Genomic DNA, 16,179 nt, shown 5'->3' on the forward strand with positions numbered 1-16,179 from the left:
TGGAGGGTGCTCGTTTGGAAAACGTCTGAGCTGTTTCTGCTAGTCTGCCGAGCCCGGAAATTAACAAAGCCAGGCTCAACCCAATGATCAATATCCGTGTCATGACTATGGACGATTACGATGCCGTCATCGACCTCATGAAGCGCACTCCCGGCGTCTCCTTCCGTGCTGCGGACTCTCGTGAATCGACCTCGAGTTATTTAGAACGAAATCCCGGGATGAGCTTCGTTGCTGAAGACGGAACCGTTCTCTGCGGCTGCATCATGTCTGGACACGACGGCCGCAGAGGGTATTTGCAGCATTTGGTTGTCCTTCCCCAGTATCGGCGTCAAGGCATAGCAAACGCGTTGGTAGAGCGCTGTCTTTCGAGTCTTGAGAAACACGGAATACTTAAATGTCATCTCGACGTGTTCAAGACAAATACGACAGCTGCTGACTATTGGCACAGCCAAGGTTGGCAGCTCAGGTCCGATATTGATCGGTATTCGTTTACCCGATCGGATAATGAGAACGCATGACCGAGTAGACCGAACCAGCATCAGTGGTGTGATCAAGGATATTGAAAACATGCTCGCCGCAGCATAATCAGAACCGCTTCCCCTCAAGCCCCGTGACTCGGGGCTTTGTCGTAAGTATCCTCCTCAATCCAATTCGAAGATGTTAAGCATGAACCTACGCAAAATTGCAGTGGGGCTGTCAGCCCTTGTTTTGTTCTCGACGGGTGCGGCAGAAGCTCGCAGCCTGCTGGATTTCATCAACCCGCCCAGCCAGCATCAAGAGCAAGGGCACCGCTCTGGCTCAATCAGCCAGAGCGTGGCGATTGACCTCTATTCAAGCAAAGAGAAGCAGGCATCGTTTGATGGGTGTGCCGACCTGTTCCCGGCAGCCAAGCCGATCAGCATGGCTATTGTGCCCGCAACAATGAAACCCTTGGCCCTGTGTTCCGACAACTTTGCGGTGCTGTACTCGCAAACCAGCAAGACTCCGATTGTTGTGGTTGAGCGCCTTAATTCAGCCCAGCTAAATGATGCCAAAGGTGAGGAACGAACCAATCAGTTCTATCCGGACCCACGTATTCCCAAGAGCGGGCGGGCAGAGTTGAGCGACTACCGTGGCCAACATCCGGCAGTGGATCGTGGCCACCAGTCTCCGGCAGCAGATGCACCGAATCCGAATGCAATGGCCCAGTCCTTTGCGCTTTCGAACATGGTGCCGCAAGACCCCACCAATAACCGGAAGATCTGGAGCAAGGTCGAGTCTGATGTCAGAAAGTTCGCGAAGCGAGCCGATGGCAATGTCTTCGTCTTTACCGGACCGCTCTTTGACACTGGCCATACCACCATCGGCGACAACAAGGTCTGGGTACCCACCCGCCTGTTCAAACTGGTCTACGACGCTTCGTCCAAGCGGGCCTGGGCCTATGTGCTACCCAACGCGGAAACCCGCATCGAGAGGCCGATGGACTATGAGACATTCGTGAAGACTACGGGGCTAGACCTGTTGGAAAATCTACCTGTCTCTGGTTCGGTGGTTCGCTCTTGATCTTCGAGAGTCCACATTCCTGATGGTTTCGGTCTTGTCGGCGAGCAGACACTGGAACAGTCCATGACAGCAGGGCGATTCATTAGGGCGCGTCGCGCCTATTGCGAATGATCAGGTTTTTTCTGCTTCTGACAGGGCCTTGGCCACTACTGCAGGCAGGCTTCCGGGAGCCTTTATACGCATCTGCTTGTTCAAATTAAAACGACCGAACACAACCGTGATGTCAGAAACCGAGACGTCAAACTCTCGGGCGAGAAACTTAACCATGTGGTCAGTCGCCCTGCCTGCTACGGGGGCGGCGGTGACGCTAATCTTGAGTTGACTTCCTTTCGCCTTGCCGATGGCATCCTTTTTGGCGCTCGGAGTTCCAAGTATGTTCAGAACTAGAACCTCTCCATCCCACCCACAAAACGAGGACATCTCAACGCCACGGCCGGATGATTTCTTTTTGGTAATCGCTTTTGCTTTCTTCACATGGATCCTGCGTAGGTCGGATAAAAATGCCTAACTGTAAATAGACATCAACGGGTGCATAACATTTTTGGGCGAACGTGCGCTGCCGCTCTGGAGTGCAGTGTTTACGAGGAGGGCGGAAGAAAAAAACGGTTAGGCGCCATTGCAGCAATTCCTCTTGCGAACGGTGTTTAGCAGTGTCGAGGGTAGCGCGGGGCTTGGAGGGAAGACAAGAGGACAACGGTCGAAGCACCGGCGTTTGTGGGGGAAGGCGGACGACTGCTTCTTGCCCGCCCTGGCCTATTGTGACCGGCAGAAATCGGCCGATTACTGCCTGTCGCCACCGTCGGCTTTGGGTCGGATTGCGCCCCTCACTCACTGTGACTGATCCACCCTTATCCTCCCTCAACGTGGAGGATCAGCCATGAACACTAATGCCACACATAGCCATCAGCCTTGGAACAAGGGAAAGATTGTCGGGCAGAAAGCACCGCTTCGAGTCAGAGATATCTGGGCCATTCGGGTCAGACTCCAGCTCGCGGAGAAGACACGAGATTTGGCACTCTTCAACTTGGCTATCGACAGCAAACTGCGTGCCTGTGACTTAACCAAGCTGCGAGTGCGTGATATAGCCCATGGAGAACATGTGTCGTCACGGGCCATCGTGATGCAGCAGAAAACCCAGCATCCAGTGCAATTTGAAATTACGGAGCAAACCCGAACGGTTCTGGAGGCTTGGATGCATCGGGCCCACCTTAGAAGTGAGGACTTCTTGTTCCCAACCCGGCTGCACGACTCAGAACACCTATCGACCAGACAATACGCTCGAATAGTGAAAGCGTGGGTGACCGCCATTGGACTTGACCCAACCATGTACGGTACTCACACGCTACGGAGAACCAAGGCATCGCTGATCTATCGCAGAACGAAAAACCTGAGAGCTGTCCAACTCCTGCTTGGTCATACGAAGCTTGAAAGCACCGTCAGATACCTGGGAATCGAGGTAGATGATGCCCTGGAAATGGCGGAACAGACTGAAGTCTGATCATCCATAGTGACGGTCGATACTAGACCGTCGCTATCCGGCCAATTGCTGTCACGCACGATTAGGAGCTATGAAGTTTCGGCTCAAGCTTACTCTGAAGTCCACCTGTCCAGGAACGCTGCCTCTAGCAGACGATTACTGAGGCACTTCTGATACTACTGGTATGGGCGTGGGGATTTGCCATGAAGGTTTTTTGCCGTCCTGACTGTCGAAGATGCTGCGCGCTTTGCGGAAGTCGTCGACGTTCTCAACGACCCAAGTCCAGATAGGGGACATACGAATCAATAGCCCCATGCCCAGCGGCGTCAGCTCATACTCAACTCGCGGCGGAATCTCATCGAACTCCCGTCGAATCACCAGACCATCGCGCTCCAAGGCGCGCAGTGTCTTGGTCAGCATTCGCTGAGTCACACCGGTCATCTGCCTTTTTATCTCGGCATGGCGCATCTTACCGTACACACCAAGGGCATGCAGGATGCCCAATGACCAGCGACTACCTGCGTGAGCGAGAACTTCCCGCCTGACCCCGTCATCATCTTCTCTGAGCGTTTGGCAGATAGCCTCCGCTTGGCTGAGAGTTTCACGATCGGTCATTTCTCCCCCTGGTATCACGCGTGTGCCTTCTTACGAGTGTTGCCGAATAGTGCAAGCATTGGCTGATCTTACAGGCAACAGGTCTCAGGAGACATCATGACTGAAGTGACCCAGCTTTCCCCCCAATCGATTCTCGTACTAGGTGCCGGCGAACTCGGCCTTCCGGTTTTGCGCAATCTCGCACATGTGGCAAAGCGCGCGCCCGGTTCCAAAATCAGCGTCCTGCTCAGGGACTCAACGATCAACACTCAGCTGCCGGAGAAAAAGGCAGAAATCGATGAGCTACGTAGTCTGGGTATCCAAATGGTGGCCGCAGACCTAGTGAACGATTCGATCGATCAGTTGGCTGAAGTCTTCGCACGATTCGATACCGTAATCGGCTGTGCGGGCATGGTCGCGGGTCGGGAAACCCCGATGAAGTTGGCCACAGCCGCTCTCAAGTCCGGTGTGAAGCGCTACTTCCCATGGCAATTTGGCGTCGATTTTGAGGTGATTGGGCGCGGCAGCCCTCAGGATCTATTCGATGCGCAGCTCGATGTGCGCGAGCTGCTTCGCGCCCAAGATAAAACTGAATGGGTAATTATCTCGACGGGGATGTTCACCAGCTTCCTTTTCGAGCCTGTGTTTGAGGTGGTCGACTTCGAAAACGACGCAGTGAACGCCTTGGGCAGTCTTGATAACAGCGTGACTCTCACTACACCGCAAGACATCGGGACTTTGACAGCAGAAATCGTCTTCTTCGAGCCTCGCTTGCGCAATCAAATCGTCTACCTTTCCGGCGACACTGTGACGTATGGGCAGGTCGCGAGCATCCTTGAACGTGTGCTGGGACGTCCATTCAAACGTAACGTTTGGACTGTTGATCACCTGATCCAGGAACTGGAAAAAGACCCCACTCATCACATCAAAAAGTACCGCGCAGTGTTCGCTCAAGGCAGAGGCGTGGCTTGGCCGAAGGCTGGCACTTTCAACGAGCAGCAGTCCATTCAAGTCACCACCGCCGAGCAGTGGGCTCGAAAAAACCTCGCAGACATCTGAACGCTAAAGCAGGTAACCCAGCGGTCCCACGCTCCGGATTTGTCTAATGAGAAACCCTAAGCCCGATAATCGTGGTCGATGACAGAGATTGAAAAGTGGAGCGCGGGATGTTCAATCCGACGAAAGACCAACATTGAAAGGACTGAGCTCTGCCCTCAACGGGGACTTTTGTTCTCAGAAAGGCAATTACCGCCGTCGACCACAAGAAGCTCGCCCGTAATGTAGCTTGACTCTGGAGATGCAAGAAAGGCGACTGCGGCAGCAACCTCCTCCGGTCTACCGGCACGTCCGACCGGAACATACCGCGCCGCAGTCAACTCGTCAGCTGTGCTGGACTGCGTCACGATCCATCCAGGGGCAACAGAATTTACGGTGATGCCGTAAGGCGCGACTTCCAGCGCCAAGCTCATGTTCATCCCCACAATTCCTGCTTTTGCCGCCGCATAGGCTGCCTCGCCCGGGTTGCTGACGCGGGTACCGGTCGTAGAACTGATATGGACGATGCGCCCGTATCGACGATGCTGCATCCCCGGCAACACTGCCCGGGTCAGCAAAAATGCAGTCGTCAGATTACGCGCAATCGACGTGTTCCAGACATCGACGCTCATATGGGCCACGTCGGAGAACACCTCGGCTTCACCCTGAATTGCCATGCCGGCGTTGTTCACAAGCACGTCGATTCGGCCCCATAGCGATTCAGCCCAGGTCACCAGTCCAACGACCTGATCGGGCTGAGTGAGATCCGCAGCGCGACCCTCCACCTCATAACCTTCCGCGCACAGTTGCGCGACGCGATCATGGATGCGGGCACTGCTGCCGGTGATGATCAGATTCGCACCTGCGTCGCCAAGGCGCCTGGCGATGGCGAGACCAATCCCCTGTTCGCTGCCTGCTCCACTGACCAATGCGACCTGACCACTCCAGTTTTTAAACATGCAATGCTCCACAGAGATACACAGGAAATACTGTCTAACCGTTGAGAATAGACGGTGCCTACGCTGCATCAATCCGCCAAGCATTGTGAGAGGCAGCATTTGGCCGAAAACTGACTGTTCTGAACGGTCAATGAGCCGGCTCGGCCGTACGCTTGTATGGTGGGTTATTCGCAGGGAAGCAGTCTTGGAACTCCGTGTAGATGCCTGCCATCGTTCCTGCCTCCTGCGGTACACCACTCAGGATCAGAAAAAGATTGCCTGCGATTCCGAGCAGACCACTCGAGTGCAGAACCTCTGCTAAAACCAGCTCTGGTGGAAATCCCCTTCCGTGACGATTAACTACATGGATACCTCCATGCACGTAGGAGCTCAAAGGTCTCCAAGAGTAGTGCTTAAACGCCTTTAGGTGAGCTACCGGAGCGTGCGGAGCTTTCACCTCAATCTCCTCCAACATTTGGCTGAGCATAGGAATTTTGCTTGCCTGCTTTGCCGTCTCTTGTGTGAGTTCAGCAAGCATCAAATCCACCTGGCTGTCCTTGGCTACATAAAGCACCCAAAGTGCGCGAACTAGTGATTCGTACTGTACTCGTAGCAGTGCAGCAGCAGAGGTGTACAGCCCTGCTGCTACCAGATGCTTCAGGCTCCGGGCGTGCTCAAATCCTAGACTAGCTAGCGCTTGGGTTGCCTGAAGGGGCTGGAAGCATCGACTAAAGGCAGGGCGAAAAAGCCGACAAGCCGGTCCTCAAGCATGGCCGAACGTGCCAGCAATTTATCGAAGTGCATACAGGCCCAAGTCAGAGAAGAGTCATGTCGGCAAGGATTCTATCGGCATCGGGCAATGACCGCATCTGGCCGATTGTTGGCTGTCGTGCCGGGTTGCCACCAGCCAACGGCTGCTGCGCACGCATGTCTATTAAAATGGGGGGTCGCAGCAATGTTGGCCTGTTGCTTCCTGCGATTATCTTGGGGGCCTGGTTCGGGACTACGCTAAAGCCATGTGGATCGTCGATCAATTGTGATTCACTGTTTGCGCTGCGTCCGTCTCTGGAGCGTCCAATGCGGCCCATCACCACGCGCCTGGCGGCGCTGTTTGTTCTTTGTCTGGCTCTCGAAGTACCAGCCCAGAACAACGTCTGCCCAGCTGGCGAGAAACAAATGTGCCTGGATGGCTGCATCTGCCTGCCAGATGGCATTTATCAGATCGCGGCACCTGCCTTGACGCTGTGGCTTACCCAAGCCCGCGCTGAAGCAGCCAACGCCGGCATCCAACCAATTCCACCGCACATCCGGGAGCAACTGTTGCGCTGGTACGACCCCAGTGTCCTCGATGCTGCGCGCTACAAAGTGAGCGACAACGGCCAATTCAATGCCGCCACAGCCATGCTGCAAAACCCCGATGTCGGTGCCGTGACGCTGATCGACATCATCCTCTTCCGTGACGCTCAAACCGCAGAACAGAACATCGCGCTCTGGGCTCACGAACTAAAGCATGTGCAGCAGTACCAGGAATGGGGGGTAGACGGATTTGCCCAGCGGTATACGCAGGATTTCAATGCTGTGGAGGCGCCGGCTTATGCCATACAGGCTGAGGTCAAACGGTTCGTGCGGGAAGGGACTGACTGAAGGGCATGAAGCTGACATTAATAAAGTGCCGGCCGGTAGAGTTCGCTCGGACGGATGAGTTGCATCGTACCCGCGCAAGCCCTACGGTTGCTCAAGGCTCTTGAGCGGACTCATGGGGGCCTGCTAAAGGAATAGAACACATGTTTATAAGTCGCGCAGCATTAGGTTTATCGATTCTGGGATTCAGCATTTCAGCAGCACAGGCCTCAACATTCAAAATCGCGATAAGCCTGATGGGCTATGACGCAACTTTTTTGCAAGATGAACACTCCCCAGCGTTGCCATACCAACCCGGTGATCCTGATTGGGGCGGACCTGCCTGGTTGGAGCCTACAGATGCAGTTCGATGGTTGCAGTATTCTGTACAGGCACGGCCTTCCCTCGAATGTAGGACGAGAGCAGCGATGAAGCTCACGGATACGGCTGGTTTGTCGGTTGGGCGACAATGTTCGCTTTCGGCCTGAGGCACAGGAGATGTGATTAATGAGGTTATTTAGAGTTCGCGAGCTAAAAAGTACTGATACTGAAGCGTTGCTGGCATTCGAAATCCATAACCGTGAATGGTTCGAATCTCATATTGATGCGCGCGACCCTTCTTTTTACACATTGCAGGGTGTCACCGATCATATTGAATGTTATTTATCAGATTTTGCTATCGGCGCTTGGCACCCGTTTGTTATCGAAGACTCCAGTGGAGAAATAGTTGGTCGAGCAAATTTGAAAAATATTAACTCGCCAAAGAATTCTGCGGAAGTAGGTTATCGGATTGATCAGCGTGTTTGCGGGCAGGGCCTAGCAACACTGGCGCTACGGCATATGATACAAGAGGCGCAGATGCGCTGGGAACTTGCGCAATTAGTTGCTTATGTATATATGGAGAATGTGGGCTCGAAAAAAGTACTTGAACGGTGCGAATTCTTACTTGAACGTCCATCGTTGAACGACAAGGCGGGGGACGAATGCCGATTCGTCCTTTCAATCTAGAGATATTTTTTTTAACGAATCTGGCCGAAAGCGGGAATTGCGCAGTTCCATTAAATTCATGCTTGAGTTTGTCGCCTAGGTTTTGCACTAAAAACGGCGATCGAAGGTCAGGCAAGGTAAAAACAGGCGAAGAAACACGGTGTATAGGGCCGTACATAAGCATTCTCGCAGCCCGGCCGAGCGCAGCCAGTTTCCATATAGAGCCTGAACGGAGCCATGTGCGTCCCCGCGTAACAAAATCTAACATCCACGCTTTAGCCCGCTCAGCCATGGCCGATATAGAGGAAGGCCACGTACGTATGCCACCTATACGTCACGCCACCCACTAATAAGAGCCCAGCCATGAACCCACTGACCCTCTTCAACAAGGCCCGAGCCAACGCCCAAGGCGCTGTGAGCGTGGCTTGCACCGCTGGCGAACTTGACCAAGCCCTGGCTGGCCTGCGCATAGACCCGGTGCTGGTCACCGGATTTGTTTCCCCTTACCTGGACATCGACCAGATCGCCGCCAAGGTCAAACGGCGCTTTGCGCACAGCGCTATCAGCCTGTGCACTACATCGGGGGAGTTGTGCAACGGCGCGAACACACTGTACTGCGCGACCGGTGACAGTTGGGACCGGGTGGTGTTGCAACTGTTTGACGCCAGTGTGATTGTGTCGGCCGAGGTGGTCATGGTGCGGCTGGAGTGCGAAGACATTCGCAGCGGCGGCAAACGCCTGGCGATGCGCGAGCGGATCGCCAAACTGGTGGGTAACATCAAACAGGCGCAGGTGCGCACGGCCATTGACCACCGCGACACCTTGGCGTACGTGGTGTTCGATGGCCTTTCGGCATCCGAATCGTTCTTTATGGAAGCGCTTTACGAGTCCGGGCGCTTCCCTTGCCTGTTCGTCGGCGGCTCTGCCGGTGGCAAGCTTGATTTTAAAAAGACCCTGATCAGCGATGGCCAGCGCAGTTATCAGAACCACGCGCAAATTGTCTTCTTGAAGACCGCAGCGGACGTACGCTTCGGGGTATTCAAAAGCCAGAACTTCCAACCTGCCGGGCTGAGTTTCAGCGTGCTGACCGCTTCGGTTGAAGACCGCACGATAGACCAGGTTATCGACAGCCGCGGCAACATCAAGAGCATGGTGCAGGCACTGTGCGACGCATTCGAGTGCAGCGCTCAGGCACTGGAAAAGAAGCTGGCCGATTATTCATTCGCCATCCGTGTGGGCGATGAACTGTTCGTGCGCTCTATTGCCCGCATCGACTATCAACAGCAGATTGTCCAGCTGTATTGCGACGTCGCGCCCGGCGAAGAAATGGTGATGGTCAAGCGCACGCCCCTTCGCGATGCCACCCGTACCGACTACGAGCAATTCCTCAGAGGTAAAGGTGGCCAGCCGGTTGCGGCCATTCTTAACGACTGCATCCTGCGCCGGCTTAACAACAGCAGCGAGCTGGGCAGCATGGCCGGTATTTTCGGTAATGTGCCCTTGGCCGGTTTCTCGACTTTCGGTGAAATTCTGGGCTTGAACCTTAACCAAACGCTGACGGCGATTTTCTTTTTTCGAGTCGCCAAGGGCGCCAGTTTTACCGATGAATTCGTCGACAATTTCATCGCCCACTACGGCGAATTCAAGGCATTTTTCCTGCGCCGTCAGGTCAAGAAACTAGCGGGTCTGAACAATTTAGTGGTCAAGCAGATCATGGCGTTCAAGAACCATGACTTCAGCAGCGCCTTGGATACCCGCGGACTGGATAGCACGATTTTGCCAGTGTTCGACGGCCTGGCGGACCTGGGCCAGGTATTGGCCCAGGCCAGCCAACAGCAAGAGCAGATGGCCACGCAAATCAAGCATTACTCGGGCGAGCTGCACTTGTCGATGGACGAGTTGGCGGGCACCATAGACCGGCAAAACACCGTCGCGGCGCAAGCCGGGACTACCGTTGAGCGCCTTACCACGCAAGCGGGTGAAGCGGTGGTAGGCGCCCGCGCGCTGGCCGGCTCAAGTTTGCGTATCCAGTCGATCGTGCAAGTGATTCAGCAAATCGCCGGGCAGACCAACCTGCTGGCACTCAACGCCGCCATCGAAGCTGCGCGGGCCGGCGAAATGGGCAGAGGGTTTGCGGTGGTGGCTGACGAAGTGCGTAAGCTGGCGGAAATTACCCGCAAGAATGCCGCTGAAATTGGCGTCGATATTGACCTGCTGTCAGGCGAGATCCAGCACGTCGCGCAACAGATCGAAGATCAGTCCGTAGCCGTGGACGCCCTGCGCGAGATGCTCGATGCCTTGGAAGACTCAAGCCGCACGACTGAAGGCACGGCGCAACGCACAAAGGCCATCGCGGACACCTTGACCGGGTTGACCCACTCCACGGTTTAAGAGGCCGATCACAGTGGGCCGGCGCTTTACCCTGCCTCCCTCACCAAGCATTATGGGCCGCTAGCACTATTGCCAAAGGTGCCGGACATTCGTGGTGAAAAGGAACTGCAGTTGAACGAACAAACATTGTCCATGCGCCTTGAACGCGTGGCGGCGCATATGCCAGCAGGTGCGCACCTGGCCGATATCGGCTCGGATCACGGCTACCTGCCGGTGGCGTTGATGCGCCGTGGCGCCATCACGGCGGCGGTGGCCGGTGAGGTGGCACTGACGCCGTTTCGCTCGGCCGAACGCACCGTGCGCGAGAACGGCCTGGACCAGCGGATCACCGTGCGCCTGGCCAATGGCCTGGCGGCGATCGAGCCGGGAGACGGGATCACGGCGATCAGCATTTGTGGCATGGGCGGCGAGACGATCCGCGACATCCTCGACAGCGGCAAGGCGCGCCTGAGCGGCCAGGAGCGCTTGATCCTGCAGCCCAACGGCGGCGAGCAGCCACTGCGCCAATGGTTGATGGAAAATGGCTACCGCATCCTCTGCGAGGAAGTGCTGCGGGAAAACCGTTTCGACTACGAGATCATCGTCGCCGAGTACGCCGGGCCGGTGATGTACACCGCCGAGGAGCTGTACTTCGGCCCGCTACAGATGCAGGCACGCAGCCCGGCGTTCCTGGTCAAGTGGCAGCGCATGCTGCGTCAGAAGCAGCAGACCCTGACCAACTTCGCGCGTGCGCGGCAGGCCGTGCCCGAGGAGAAGGTGCAAGACATCGCCCGGCAGGCCCGGTGGATCACCGAGCTGCTGGCTTGAGCATGACGAAGCGAGGGCCAATATGAATCGCCCTCAAATTCGCAGACACATCTGAATGACAGCTTTTGGCTGGTCATTGCCTCGACACTTGTTGGTCTAATCCGATGCAAATGGCTGGTCAGTAGCAACATCGGACGCAAATCACTGCCCGCTTTCAGCGGCGACGGCCTGGAAATGATGTGCCCCGAGATGCACCCGGCTAACAGTTCACTTCGGAGCGAGTTCGCCGTACCAATAGGTAGCCGTGACCCCGCCGTCCATGAGGAAGTCACTGCCCGTGATGAACCCGCCATCCGGGCCCATAAGCAGCGCGCCGACAGTGCCGACTTCGTCCGGGGTGCCGCCGCGTTTAGCCGCCGATACCTCAATCATGTGCCGGTATCCCTCACCCCGAGGACCGATCAATTCATCTCTCGCAAGCGGGGTAAAGATGATGCCAGGGCTGATCGTGTTCACCCGCGCACCGCGTTTGCCCCACCGTACCGCCTCTGCCATGACCCGCAGCGAATTTCCGCGCTTGGAAAGCTGGTAGGCATGAAGTGAGTCCTTCAACTGATCGGGCTGGAGCATCGGCAGTGCGAGCAGCTCTTCAGTGGGAGTCGTCGCCAGCGCTGCGTTTTGCTCTGTGGTCAACGCCGGTAACCGGTGGCCGGACTGTGAAGCGATGACGACGCATGCACCGCCTTCCGCGATGACATTGCCGAACTCCTCCAGAACGAGGGCGGTGCCATATAAGTCAACCTTCAGGATTGTGGCCGGAGATGCCTGCGAAGGGGAGACGCCGGCGGCGTGGATTACGCCGGTGACCTCGCCCAGCGCGACGGCAGTCTCGACGAGTGCATGGACCGACGCGCGCGAGGACACGTCCACTGTCGCCGTACTCACCTCGAAGCCCGCATCGTTCAGGACCTTCGCGGCTGCGTCGGCGTTGTCCTGCTTCACGTCAGCAAGCAGGACATGCTTGCCCGCGCTGATACGGCGCGCAATAGCCTGACCGATTGATCCGGCGCCGATAACGACAATCACATGGGTCATGCTCAATTCCCTTTTTGCTTAGAAAAATACTGGAGGTCATGATTCCGGCGGTACCTCTGCACGCCGATGTGGAGTAGGCCGTTATTAGCCGCCCGTCATCCGTAGCACGGCTTCGGGCAACCGGGCACCCTGCACCACGACCTTTGACGCGGCCGAATCAATCATCCGCAGGTCATCGCTGGTGAGCTCGACCGCCACCGCGCCGAGGTTCTCGTCGAGTCGATGCAATTTGGTCGTTCCAGGAATGGGTACAATCCATGGCTTTTGCGCCAATAGCCACGCGAGTGCTATTTGTGCAGGCGTCGCACCCTTGCGCAGCGCGACGTCGCGTAGAAGATCGACCAGCACCAGATTCGTCTTGAGCGCTTCCGGAGCCAGGCGCGGAACGCGTGAGCGGAAGTCGGAACTGTCGAACCGTGTGTTCTCGTCCATCTTGCCGGTCAGGAAGCCCGCACCCAAAGGGCTGAAGGGTACGAAACCGATGCCGAGCTCTTCGAGCGTCGGCAGCATTTCGGCTTCCGGTCCCCGGAAAAACAGGGAGTACTCACTCTGTACCGCTGTCACCGGCTGCACGGCATGCGCGCGGCGAACCGTGGCCGCCGCCGGCTCCGAGAGGCCGAAGTGGCGGACCTTGCCTTGCGCGATCAGGTCCTTGACCGCTCCAGCCACGTCTTCGATCGGCACGGCCGGGTCGACGCGGTGCTGGTAGAACAGATCGATTGTGTCAATCTTGAGGCGCCGCAGCGAGGCTTCCGCGACCGCCTTTATGTGCTCGGGCCGGCTGTCCAGGCCGCCTCGGCGCTGTGCGGTCTCCGTGTCGAGGTCGAAGCCAAACTTTGTGGCGATGGAAACCTGGCCCTTGAAAGGCGCGAGCGCCTCGCCAACCAGTTCCTCGTTGACGAATGGGCCATAGACCTCGGCCGTGTCGAAGAATGTGACACCTCTCTCTACCGCCGCACGGATCAGCGCGATCATCTCTTGCTTGTCGGCCGGAGGGCCGTAGTTGGCGCTCATGCCCATGCAGCCCAGGCCGAGCGCCGAAACGGTGAGGCCGCTGCTGCCCAGTTGACGTGTTTTCATGTGCGTGTCCTCGTTGCTAACCGATGACAAGAACTTTAGGCAGCTTGCCTCGGAATGACTAGACTGCTGAATTGACATGTACTTAGTAGGTAGGCTTATCAATGGCGCGTTTTGATGACTTGGCCAGCTTTGCGGCCGTGGTACGCGCGGGCAGTTTCACCCGCGCAGCCGCACAGCTAGGGGTGACGCAATCTGCGCTCAGCCAGACCATCCGCACTTTGGAGCGCAGGCTGGACTTGAAGCTTCTCAACCGGACCACGCGCAGCGTCGCCCCCACGGAAGCGGGTGAGCGCTTGTACCAAACCGTAATGCCTCGCTTCGCGGACATCGAAGCAGAACTGGCTGTCTTGGGCGAGATGCGCGGCAAGCCGGCCGGCACAGTGCGTATCACGGCGACCGAACACTCGATGCGAACCCTGATTTGGCCCAGGCTTCAGCCATGGCTCCCCATGTACCCCGATATTAATGTGGAGATCAGCGGTGACAACCGTTTCACTGACATCGTGGCCGAGCGCTTCGACATCGGCGTGCGTCTGGGTGGCGACGTGGCCAAGGACATGATCGCCGTGCGCATCGCGCCTGACATGCGCATGGCCGTGGTGGGCAGCCCCGATTACTTCTTACGCCATCCTCGACCGCTTTCCCCGCAGGACCTTACCCAGCACGACTGCATTGGATTGCGCCTGGCATCTCACGGAGGTCTTCTGAAATGGGAGTTCTCTCGCCTCCAGAAAACTGTCAACGCCCACGTAACAGGTCGGCTCATCTTCAACTCAAACGAACTGATCGTCGCTGCAGCGCTGTCCGGGAACGGCCTGGCCTGGCTGCCCCTCGGCGCTGTCGAGGAACACGTTGCGGAGGGTAGGCTGTTGTCGGTGCTCGACGAGTGGGCGACAACGTTTACCGGCTACCACGCCTACTACGCCAGTCGACGTGCCTCGCCGGCATTGATGTTGGTCGTGGAGGCGTTGCGGCCTCCAGAAAGCCGGTGAATGGTATCGGGCTGTGGAAGGCCGAAGGTGGCGGCTTGATCTGAATTCGCAGTGAGGCGACTGTCTCGTAGCGCCAAGACCCGATTGTGCATTCGCGCATCGGATATGAATGTCCGCGTGCCGGCATCAAACTCATCGCACCGAGGGTCGGCAATGGGGCGTTGGCTGCCGATCACGACGCCGTACTGATGGCGCGATCCAACAGCGGACACACTTGCTGTGCTCGCTCAGCAAGCACATTTCGCAGTGCCTGCATCTGAGCCATACGCTCGTCCAGCAACGCGATTTTTTGTGCGAACAACTCTGCCAGATGATCGCTGGACCCACCTTCGGTACTCCACAGCAATGGCAGGTTCTCACCGATTTCTGTTAAGGAAAAACCTAACTGTTGCGCCAGTTTGATGTACCCCAGCAGTTGCAATGTTTCCTGCGGGTAGAGCCGGTAGCCATTGGCGGTCCGCTGAGGCTTGATCAGGCCTCTCTCTTCATAAAACCGCAAAGCGTCTACGGAAACGCCCGTGCGCTTTGCGACATCTCCGATTCTCATACTCATGGTTTCTCGCATTGACTCTGGACCTAACACCAGGCTTTAGCCTCAGGGCCCAAACTGTGAGGGATGAACATGATCAACGCAAATCAAAACCTGAAAATCGTTTGCGCCAGCGCCTGGTACGACCTAGTGGCGACGGCGGGCTTCATGACGCCTTGGACTGCGTCGCTTTGTCTGAGTGGATTTGCAGTTTTATCGGAGGCCTTGGGGCTAGCCCGCCCGGTCCCTGCGCTGGACGTAACCCAAATGCTTTTCGCCAACTTGCTGGGCAGCGTGGTGGTCGTCTGGTCGCTGTGGCGCCTCAGACATCCTAGCCGCGCTGTTGGACTTTATGATGCGCTGGCTAGAGGCTTGTTTGCTTCGTGGCAGCTCTACGCTGTTGCCAATGGCGCAAGCTTCCTGATTCTTGGGTTTACTTTTCTGGAGGTGGTTTTCGCAATCGCCCAAAGCACGCCGGTGACCGATAAAGAAGCGGCCGTCGGGTAATCTCTGTTGGCGGCGTGGTGTTCATCGTTGGCGTTCTGGCCATCGTCTGGCAAGTAGCCTGCGACGTGCTGTTCCGCGTCCGCTCCAGCGAACCCTCGACGCAAGGCAGCGATGCCCGGGCCGACGTGTCGACCTGCCCGTACTCGGCCACGGGCAAGGCGGAAAAAGCACGCTAGACTAAAAAATAGGCGCGACGCCCGGCAGGTCGGCATCAACCGGTGCCTGGGTCCAGGCGTACGGGCTTCCAGGTTTAAGCGGGCCATTGGCGGCCCAGGGAGACGTGATGAGCAAGCTTCAGCGGTGGTTGAACTCGCAGGGCAGCACCCCGTTGTGGGTGGTCTTCTGGCTCTACGGCGTAGTCCTCAGCAATGTACTGTTTGGCCTGATCCTGATGGCTTTCAATCAGGTAACCATCCCTCTGTTTGGCCTCATGCTGCTAAGTTTTGTGGTTTATACCGCGTGCGTGCTCAATGCCGTATGGCGCAATGCGGATAATGTCGGTGAACCCCTATACGGTCAGATTGCTCGCTTTCTAACGGTGGCCTGGTCGATCAATGCGGTACTGGTTTCCGGGTTTCTCTTCCTGAGCCACCTGAATGCCGTGGTCTCCCCACTGCCGTTTCCCTTCTAATCCCCAATAAGCCA

19 protein-coding genes and 2 pseudogenes are annotated in these 16,179 nt (G+C 56.8%); 14 read left to right on the top strand and 7 right to left on the bottom strand.

The window, feature by feature from the left end:
- The first annotated feature begins 83 nt into the window (after positions 1–83).
- Both AC1MEA_RS19470 and AC1MEA_RS19475 read left to right on the top strand, forming a co-directional pair.
- Positions 84–518: a GNAT family N-acetyltransferase gene (locus AC1MEA_RS19470; protein ID WP_219059881.1), complete on the top strand. Its 435-nt coding sequence runs from the start codon at positions 84–86 to the stop codon at positions 516–518.
- 148 nt (positions 519–666) lie between these two features.
- Positions 667–1,542, top strand: a complete 876-nt coding sequence (locus AC1MEA_RS19475) for a DNA/RNA non-specific endonuclease (protein WP_480417107.1) — start codon at positions 667–669, stop codon at positions 1,540–1,542.
- Positions 1,543–1,653: 111 nt separating this feature from the next.
- Here AC1MEA_RS19475 and AC1MEA_RS19480 read toward each other — a convergent pair whose 3' ends face one another.
- On the bottom strand, positions 1,654–2,016 hold the full coding sequence (locus AC1MEA_RS19480; protein WP_480417108.1) for a DUF167 domain-containing protein: 363 nt from the start codon (positions 2,014–2,016) through the stop codon (positions 1,654–1,656).
- Between the two features lie 403 nt (positions 2,017–2,419).
- Between AC1MEA_RS19480 and AC1MEA_RS19485 the strand changes: the two genes are divergently transcribed.
- Positions 2,420–3,040: a tyrosine-type recombinase/integrase gene (locus tag AC1MEA_RS19485; RefSeq protein WP_194692260.1), complete on the top strand. Its 621-nt coding sequence runs from the start codon at positions 2,420–2,422 to the stop codon at positions 3,038–3,040.
- 135 nt (positions 3,041–3,175) lie between these two features.
- Here the strand turns inward: AC1MEA_RS19485 and AC1MEA_RS19490 are convergent, their stop codons facing one another.
- Positions 3,176–3,634: a winged helix-turn-helix transcriptional regulator gene (locus AC1MEA_RS19490; protein WP_480417109.1), complete on the bottom strand. Its 459-nt coding sequence runs from the start codon at positions 3,632–3,634 to the stop codon at positions 3,176–3,178.
- 96 nt (positions 3,635–3,730) lie between these two features.
- On the opposite strand from AC1MEA_RS19490, the gene AC1MEA_RS19495 reads away from it, so the two are divergent.
- Entirely contained in the window at positions 3,731–4,672 is a 942-nt protein-coding gene (locus tag AC1MEA_RS19495; protein ID WP_480417110.1) for an aromatic alcohol reductase, read from the top strand.
- A gap of 155 nt (positions 4,673–4,827) precedes the next feature.
- On the opposite strand, the gene AC1MEA_RS19500 is transcribed toward AC1MEA_RS19495, so the two are convergent.
- Both AC1MEA_RS19500 and AC1MEA_RS19505 read right to left on the bottom strand, forming a co-directional pair.
- Positions 4,828–5,607 (bottom strand): SDR family NAD(P)-dependent oxidoreductase, encoded by a 780-nt coding sequence (locus tag AC1MEA_RS19500; RefSeq protein ID WP_480417111.1) that lies wholly within the window; start codon positions 5,605–5,607, stop codon positions 4,828–4,830.
- Between the two features lie 127 nt (positions 5,608–5,734).
- Positions 5,735–6,247, bottom strand: coding sequence for a DUF6988 family protein (locus AC1MEA_RS19505; protein ID WP_480918173.1), 513 nt, complete (start codon positions 6,245–6,247; stop codon positions 5,735–5,737).
- Between the two features lie 416 nt (positions 6,248–6,663).
- On the opposite strand from AC1MEA_RS19505, the gene AC1MEA_RS19510 reads away from it, so the two are divergent.
- The 6 genes and pseudogenes from AC1MEA_RS19510 (at position 6,664) to AC1MEA_RS19535 (ending at position 11,391) form a co-directional block, all read left to right on the top strand.
- Positions 6,664–7,230 carry an eCIS core domain-containing protein gene (locus AC1MEA_RS19510; protein WP_480417112.1) on the top strand — a complete coding sequence of 189 codons (567 nt, stop codon included), beginning with the start codon at positions 6,664–6,666 and terminating at the stop codon, positions 7,228–7,230.
- A gap of 194 nt (positions 7,231–7,424) precedes the next feature.
- Positions 7,425–7,595: pseudogene (locus AC1MEA_RS19515) on the top strand (penicillin-binding transpeptidase domain-containing protein); the annotation flags it as partial.
- Positions 7,596–7,713: 118 nt separating this feature from the next.
- The gene (locus tag AC1MEA_RS19520) at positions 7,714–8,214 is read left to right on the top strand and encodes a GNAT family N-acetyltransferase (RefSeq protein WP_480417113.1); all 501 of its coding nucleotides are present in this window, start codon (positions 7,714–7,716) and stop codon (positions 8,212–8,214) included.
- Positions 8,215–8,556: 342 nt separating this feature from the next.
- A pseudogene (locus AC1MEA_RS19525) lies at positions 8,557–9,711 on the top strand (FIST signal transduction protein); the annotation flags it as partial.
- Between the two features lie 372 nt (positions 9,712–10,083).
- Positions 10,084–10,584 (top strand): methyl-accepting chemotaxis protein, encoded by a 501-nt coding sequence (locus tag AC1MEA_RS19530; protein WP_480918174.1) that lies wholly within the window; start codon positions 10,084–10,086, stop codon positions 10,582–10,584.
- Positions 10,585–10,695: 111 nt separating this feature from the next.
- Complete coding sequence (locus AC1MEA_RS19535) at positions 10,696–11,391, top strand: tRNA (adenine(22)-N(1))-methyltransferase (protein WP_480417114.1); 696 nt, start codon at positions 10,696–10,698, stop codon at positions 11,389–11,391.
- Positions 11,392–11,598: 207 nt separating this feature from the next.
- Here AC1MEA_RS19535 and AC1MEA_RS19540 read toward each other — a convergent pair whose 3' ends face one another.
- Together AC1MEA_RS19540 and AC1MEA_RS19545 are read right to left on the bottom strand one after the other, a co-directional pair.
- Positions 11,599–12,426 (bottom strand): SDR family oxidoreductase, encoded by an 828-nt coding sequence (locus tag AC1MEA_RS19540; protein ID WP_480417115.1) that lies wholly within the window; start codon positions 12,424–12,426, stop codon positions 11,599–11,601.
- An 84-nt stretch (positions 12,427–12,510) separates the two neighbouring features.
- Positions 12,511–13,506: an aldo/keto reductase gene (locus AC1MEA_RS19545; protein WP_480417116.1), complete on the bottom strand. Its 996-nt coding sequence runs from the start codon at positions 13,504–13,506 to the stop codon at positions 12,511–12,513.
- Positions 13,507–13,607: 101 nt separating this feature from the next.
- On the opposite strand from AC1MEA_RS19545, the gene AC1MEA_RS19550 reads away from it, so the two are divergent.
- On the top strand, positions 13,608–14,498 hold the full coding sequence (locus AC1MEA_RS19550) for a LysR family transcriptional regulator (RefSeq protein ID WP_480417117.1): 891 nt from the start codon (positions 13,608–13,610) through the stop codon (positions 14,496–14,498).
- A 172-nt stretch (positions 14,499–14,670) separates the two neighbouring features.
- On the opposite strand, the gene AC1MEA_RS19555 is transcribed toward AC1MEA_RS19550, so the two are convergent.
- The gene (locus AC1MEA_RS19555) at positions 14,671–15,051 is read right to left on the bottom strand and encodes a MerR family transcriptional regulator (protein ID WP_480417118.1); all 381 of its coding nucleotides are present in this window, start codon (positions 15,049–15,051) and stop codon (positions 14,671–14,673) included.
- 63 nt (positions 15,052–15,114) lie between these two features.
- Between AC1MEA_RS19555 and AC1MEA_RS19560 the strand changes: the two genes are divergently transcribed.
- The 3 genes from AC1MEA_RS19560 to AC1MEA_RS19570 all read left to right on the top strand — a co-directional run bounded on the left by AC1MEA_RS19560 (position 15,115) and on the right by AC1MEA_RS19570 (position 16,165).
- The gene (locus AC1MEA_RS19560; protein WP_480417119.1) at positions 15,115–15,534 is read left to right on the top strand and encodes a hypothetical protein; all 420 of its coding nucleotides are present in this window, start codon (positions 15,115–15,117) and stop codon (positions 15,532–15,534) included.
- A 17-nt stretch (positions 15,535–15,551) separates the two neighbouring features.
- Positions 15,552–15,710: a hypothetical protein gene (locus AC1MEA_RS19565; RefSeq protein ID WP_219059870.1), complete on the top strand. Its 159-nt coding sequence runs from the start codon at positions 15,552–15,554 to the stop codon at positions 15,708–15,710.
- A gap of 107 nt (positions 15,711–15,817) precedes the next feature.
- Complete coding sequence (locus AC1MEA_RS19570) at positions 15,818–16,165, top strand: hypothetical protein (protein ID WP_219059869.1); 348 nt, start codon at positions 15,818–15,820, stop codon at positions 16,163–16,165.
- Positions 16,166–16,179: the final 14 nt, after the last annotated feature.

This window comes from Pseudomonas sp. ASL8 (genome assembly GCF_056680355.1).

Coding starts and splice junctions, on each gene's coding strand:
- AC1MEA_RS19500 (WP_480417111.1), bottom strand. CDS start 5,607: ATGTTTAAAAACTGGAGTGGTCAGGTCGCATTGGTCAGTGGAGCAGGC.
- AC1MEA_RS19495 (WP_480417110.1), top strand. CDS start 3,731: ATGACTGAAGTGACCCAGCTTTCCCCCCAATCGATTCTCGTACTAGGT.
- AC1MEA_RS19485 (WP_194692260.1), top strand. CDS start 2,420: ATGAACACTAATGCCACACATAGCCATCAGCCTTGGAACAAGGGAAAG.
- AC1MEA_RS19545 (WP_480417116.1), bottom strand. CDS start 13,506: ATGAAAACACGTCAACTGGGCAGCAGCGGCCTCACCGTTTCGGCGCTC.
- AC1MEA_RS19520 (WP_480417113.1), top strand. CDS start 7,714: ATGAGGTTATTTAGAGTTCGCGAGCTAAAAAGTACTGATACTGAAGCG.
- AC1MEA_RS19570 (WP_219059869.1), top strand. CDS start 15,818: ATGAGCAAGCTTCAGCGGTGGTTGAACTCGCAGGGCAGCACCCCGTTG.
- AC1MEA_RS19540 (WP_480417115.1), bottom strand. CDS start 12,426: ATGACCCATGTGATTGTCGTTATCGGCGCCGGATCAATCGGTCAGGCT.
- AC1MEA_RS19510 (WP_480417112.1), top strand. CDS start 6,664: ATGCGGCCCATCACCACGCGCCTGGCGGCGCTGTTTGTTCTTTGTCTG.
- AC1MEA_RS19555 (WP_480417118.1), bottom strand. CDS start 15,051: ATGAGTATGAGAATCGGAGATGTCGCAAAGCGCACGGGCGTTTCCGTA.
- AC1MEA_RS19560 (WP_480417119.1), top strand. CDS start 15,115: ATGAACATGATCAACGCAAATCAAAACCTGAAAATCGTTTGCGCCAGC.
- AC1MEA_RS19550 (WP_480417117.1), top strand. CDS start 13,608: ATGGCGCGTTTTGATGACTTGGCCAGCTTTGCGGCCGTGGTACGCGCG.
- AC1MEA_RS19530 (WP_480918174.1), top strand. CDS start 10,084: ATGGACGAGTTGGCGGGCACCATAGACCGGCAAAACACCGTCGCGGCG.
- AC1MEA_RS19490 (WP_480417109.1), bottom strand. CDS start 3,634: ATGACCGATCGTGAAACTCTCAGCCAAGCGGAGGCTATCTGCCAAACG.
- AC1MEA_RS19475 (WP_480417107.1), top strand. CDS start 667: ATGAACCTACGCAAAATTGCAGTGGGGCTGTCAGCCCTTGTTTTGTTC.
- AC1MEA_RS19470 (WP_219059881.1), top strand. CDS start 84: ATGATCAATATCCGTGTCATGACTATGGACGATTACGATGCCGTCATC.